At 69.7% G+C, this 3,596-nt stretch carries 3 protein-coding genes; all 3 read right to left on the bottom strand.

Annotation, left to right across the window (positions count from 1 at the left end):
- Positions 1-117: 117 nt before the first annotated feature.
- The 3 genes from VDQ18_RS23230 to VDQ18_RS23240 all read right to left on the bottom strand — a co-directional run bounded on the left by VDQ18_RS23230 (position 118) and on the right by VDQ18_RS23240 (position 3,386).
- A complete protein-coding gene (locus VDQ18_RS23230) occupies positions 118-894 on the bottom strand; it encodes an enoyl-CoA hydratase-related protein (RefSeq protein WP_323023229.1) in 777 nt (258 codons plus the stop codon).
- A gap of 69 nt (positions 895-963) precedes the next feature.
- Positions 964-1,407 carry a cytochrome c-type biogenesis protein gene (locus VDQ18_RS23235; RefSeq protein ID WP_323023230.1) on the bottom strand — a complete coding sequence of 148 codons (444 nt, stop codon included), beginning with the start codon at positions 1,405-1,407 and terminating at the stop codon, positions 964-966.
- Between the two features lie 5 nt (positions 1,408-1,412).
- Entirely contained in the window at positions 1,413-3,386 is a 1,974-nt protein-coding gene (locus tag VDQ18_RS23240; protein ID WP_323023231.1) for a heme lyase CcmF/NrfE family subunit, read from the bottom strand.
- Positions 3,387-3,596: the final 210 nt, after the last annotated feature.

A 3,596-nucleotide genomic window follows, 5' to 3' on the forward strand; every position in this document is an offset into this window, starting at 1 on the left:
CCCCCTTAACCTTCATCTTTGTTCTCTAAATATCCTCGGGGGTTTCCAAAGGGGGTGGAAAACCCCCTTTGGCGGGGGGCGCGGGGGGCTGGCCCCCCGCATGACCCGGCCCCGCTGTCAGCGTCCCTCGAACTTCGCCGGCCGCTTCTCCAGAAAGGCCATCACCCCTTCGCGGAAATCGCGGGTCGCACCCATCTCGCCCTGCAGCCGGGCCTCGGTATCGAGCTGGCTGTCGAGATCGGCGGTCATCGAGGCCCTGAGCGCGCGCTTGATCGCGCCATAGGCGAGCGTCGGGCCCTGCGCCAGTTGCGCGGCCCGGGCCTGCCATTCCGCCGCGAATTTGTCATCGGGCACCGAGGCCCAGATCAGCCCGGTCGCGGCGGCCTCGTCCGCCGTCACCGGCCCAGCAAAGAGCGACTGGCCCATGGCGCGGGCAAAGCCCACCAGCCGCGGCAGCCAATAGGTGCCGCCTGCGTCCGGGATCAGGCCGATCCGGGCGAAGGCCTGCAGGAAGACCGCCGATTGCGTGGCGATCACCACATCCGCGGCCAGCGCCAGATTGGCCCCCGCCCCCGCCGCCACGCCATTGACGGCGGCGATCACCGGCACCGGGCAATCGTGGATCGCCCGCAGCATCGGCTCGTATTCCTCGCGCAGGATGCGGCCGAGGTCGATCTCGTTGACCGAGGCCCCGGCGCCGAGGTCCTGACCCGAGCAGAAGGCCCGCCCCTCGCCGGTCATCACCACGACGCGCGCACGTGTACCGAGGTCGCGCACCGCCTGGGTGATCTCGGCCCGCATCTGGGCGTTCAGCGCGTTCATCAGTGTCGGCCGGTTCAGCCGGATCAGGCCGACGCCCGCCTCTTCGGTGACGGTGATTGTGGTGTAGATCATGGCGCCCTCCGACAATGCCGCGGCCAGACTAGCCACAGGCGACGCGCCCCGGCTAGGCGCAACCTTGCGTCACTCGTCGAGAAGCGCCTTGAGCCGGGCCTCTTCCTCGGCGCTCAGCGCCTCGGGACCCGCCCGCCGCCGTCGCGCCGCCATCAGCGCAATCCCCAGCCCTGCCACCAGCAGCGCGGGTCCAGTGACCCAGAGGATCAGGTTCGAGCCGGTGGGCCGGGGGTTGAGCAGGATATATTCGCCGAACCGGTCGACCATGTATTGCACGGCCTCGGTGTCGGTATCGCCCGCCACCAGCCGCTCGCGCACCATAAGGCGGATATCGCGGGCGATCTCGGCGTTGGAATCGTCGACCGATTCGTTGCGGCAGACCACGCAGCGCAGTTCGGCGGTGATGGCACGGGCGCGGGCCTCCATCGCCGGATCGGGCAGGATCTCGTCGGGTTGCACCGCACCCGCCGCCATTGGAAGGACCAGCAGCAGGGCGAGGAGGAAGGCGCGCATCCCCGTCACTCCGCCGGCGCCGCCGCGGGGGGCGCGCGCCGCGCTCCGACCGCCACCCGGAAGCGCCGGTCGCTGAGCGAGACGAGACCGCCAAGCGCCATCAGCGCCGCCCCGATCCAGAGCCAGACCGCGAAGGGCTTCACATAGGTCCGCAGCGCCCAGCCGCCGCCATCCTGCGGATCGCCGAGCGCGACATAGAGATCGCGGGTCAGCGTGTAATGAATGCCGGCCTCGGTCGTCGGCATGCCGGCCGCGGGATAGACCCGCTTCTCAGGGTGCAAAGTGGTGATGAAGCGGTCGCCGTCACGCACCTCGACCGTGGCCATGGTCGAGATGTAGTTCGGGCCCGGCTGACGCTCGACGCCGGTGAGGGTGAAGGTGTGGCCGCTCAGCTCGAAACTCTCGCCCGGGCGCAGGACGCGGATATCCTCGCTGGCCCAGCCCAGAACGGCGGTCACGGCGAAGATGGTGACGCCGAGGCCGCCATGGGCGATGGCCTTGCCCCAATCGGCGCGCGGCAGCCGGGCGATGCGGCGCAGCCGGTCGCCGATGCCCTGGCGCCCGCCCCGGGTCCAGAGGTCGATCAGCGCGCCGAACACCAGCCAGGAGCCCAGCAGGACGCCGATCGGCGCCAGCGCCGAGCGCCCGGTCTGCAGCGCGAAGGCGAGCCCGGCCAGCGCCACGGCCAGCGCCAGCGCCCCGGTCATCGAGGCCGCGGCCTTGCCCAGTTTGCCGCGCTTCCAGGGCATGACGGCGCCCACCGGCAGGGCGATGGCCAGCGCCACCATGAAGGGGGTGAAGGCCGCGTTGAAGAAAGGCGCGCCCACCGACAGCACCCGGCCGAAGGCCAACTCGCTGACCAAGGGCCACATGGTGCCGACGAAGACGACGAAGGAGGCCACGGCCAAGAGCACGTTGTTGAGGACCAGCGCCGATTCCCGGCTGACCAGGGCGAAGACGCCCTTGGCCTCGAGCGCCGCGCCCCGGAAGGCGAACAGCGTGAGCGCGCCGCCGACGAAGACGGCGAAGATCAGCAGGATGAAGACACCGCGCTCGGGGTCCGAGGCGAAGGCATGAACCGAGGTGATCACGCCCGAGCGGACGATGAAGGTCCCCATCAGCGAGAAGCCGAAGCCGAGGATGGCCAGCAGGATGGTCCAGGCTTTCAACGTCTCGCGCTTTTCCACGACGATGGCCGAGTGCAGCAGCGCGGTGGCGAAGAGCCAGGGCATGAAGGAGGCGTTCTCGACCGGGTCCCAGAACCAGAAGCCGCCCCAGCCGAGTTCGTAATAGGCCCACCAAGAGCCGAGCGCGATGCCGATGGTCAGGAAGATCCAGGCAGCCAGCGTCCAGGGCCGCACCCAGCGGCCCCAGGCGGCGTCGACCTTGCCCTCGATCAGGGCGGCAATGGCGAAGGAGAAGGCCATCGAGAGCCCGACATAGCCGAGGTAAAGGAAGGGCGGATGGAAGGCGAGGCCGGGGTCCTGCAGGAGCGGGTTCAGGTCATGGCCGTCGAAGGGCGGCAGCGCCGTGCGCAGGAACGGGTTCGAGGTGAAGATCATGAAGGCGAGGAAGGCCGCGCCGATCGCGCCCTGCACCGCCAGCACCCGCGCCTGCAGCGTCTTGGGCAGATTGCCCCCGAACCAGGCCGCCGAGGCGCCGAACAGCGCCAGGATCAGGGACCAGAGCAGCAGCGAGCCCTCGTGATTCCCCCAGACGCCGCTGATCTTGTAGAGCAGCGGCTTCAGCGTGTGGGAATTGTCGACCACCAGCAGGACCGAGAAATCCGAGGTGACGAAAGCATAGGTCAGCGCCGCGAAGGCGATGGCCAGAAGCGCGAATTGCCCGCTGGCGAGCGGCCCCGCGGCGGCCATCCAGTCCGCCCAGCCCTTCTGCGCACCGACAAGCGGCACGAGGCTTTGCAGGATGGAGACGGCGAAAGCCAGGATGAGGGCGTAATGTCCGAGTTCGACGATCATGCCCCCGCTATAGCCTGCCCGGCCCGGCCCGCAAAGCACGAAGGCGCGAGGGACCTGCGACAGCACAGCGCGGGGGAGGTGTTTCGCCCTCGTCGGGAGCGGCTTCGCCGCGCCCTTCTCGGGCGACCAGCGGCGCGGCGTGCCGCCGCGCCGAAGAAGGGGGGCCGTCTGCCCCCCTCTGCCCTGCGGGCATTCACCCCCCGAGGATAT

Origin of the sequence: Pararhodobacter sp. (assembly GCF_034676075.1) — a bacterium.
Taxonomy (GTDB): Bacteria; Pseudomonadota; Alphaproteobacteria; order Rhodobacterales; family Rhodobacteraceae; genus Pararhodobacter.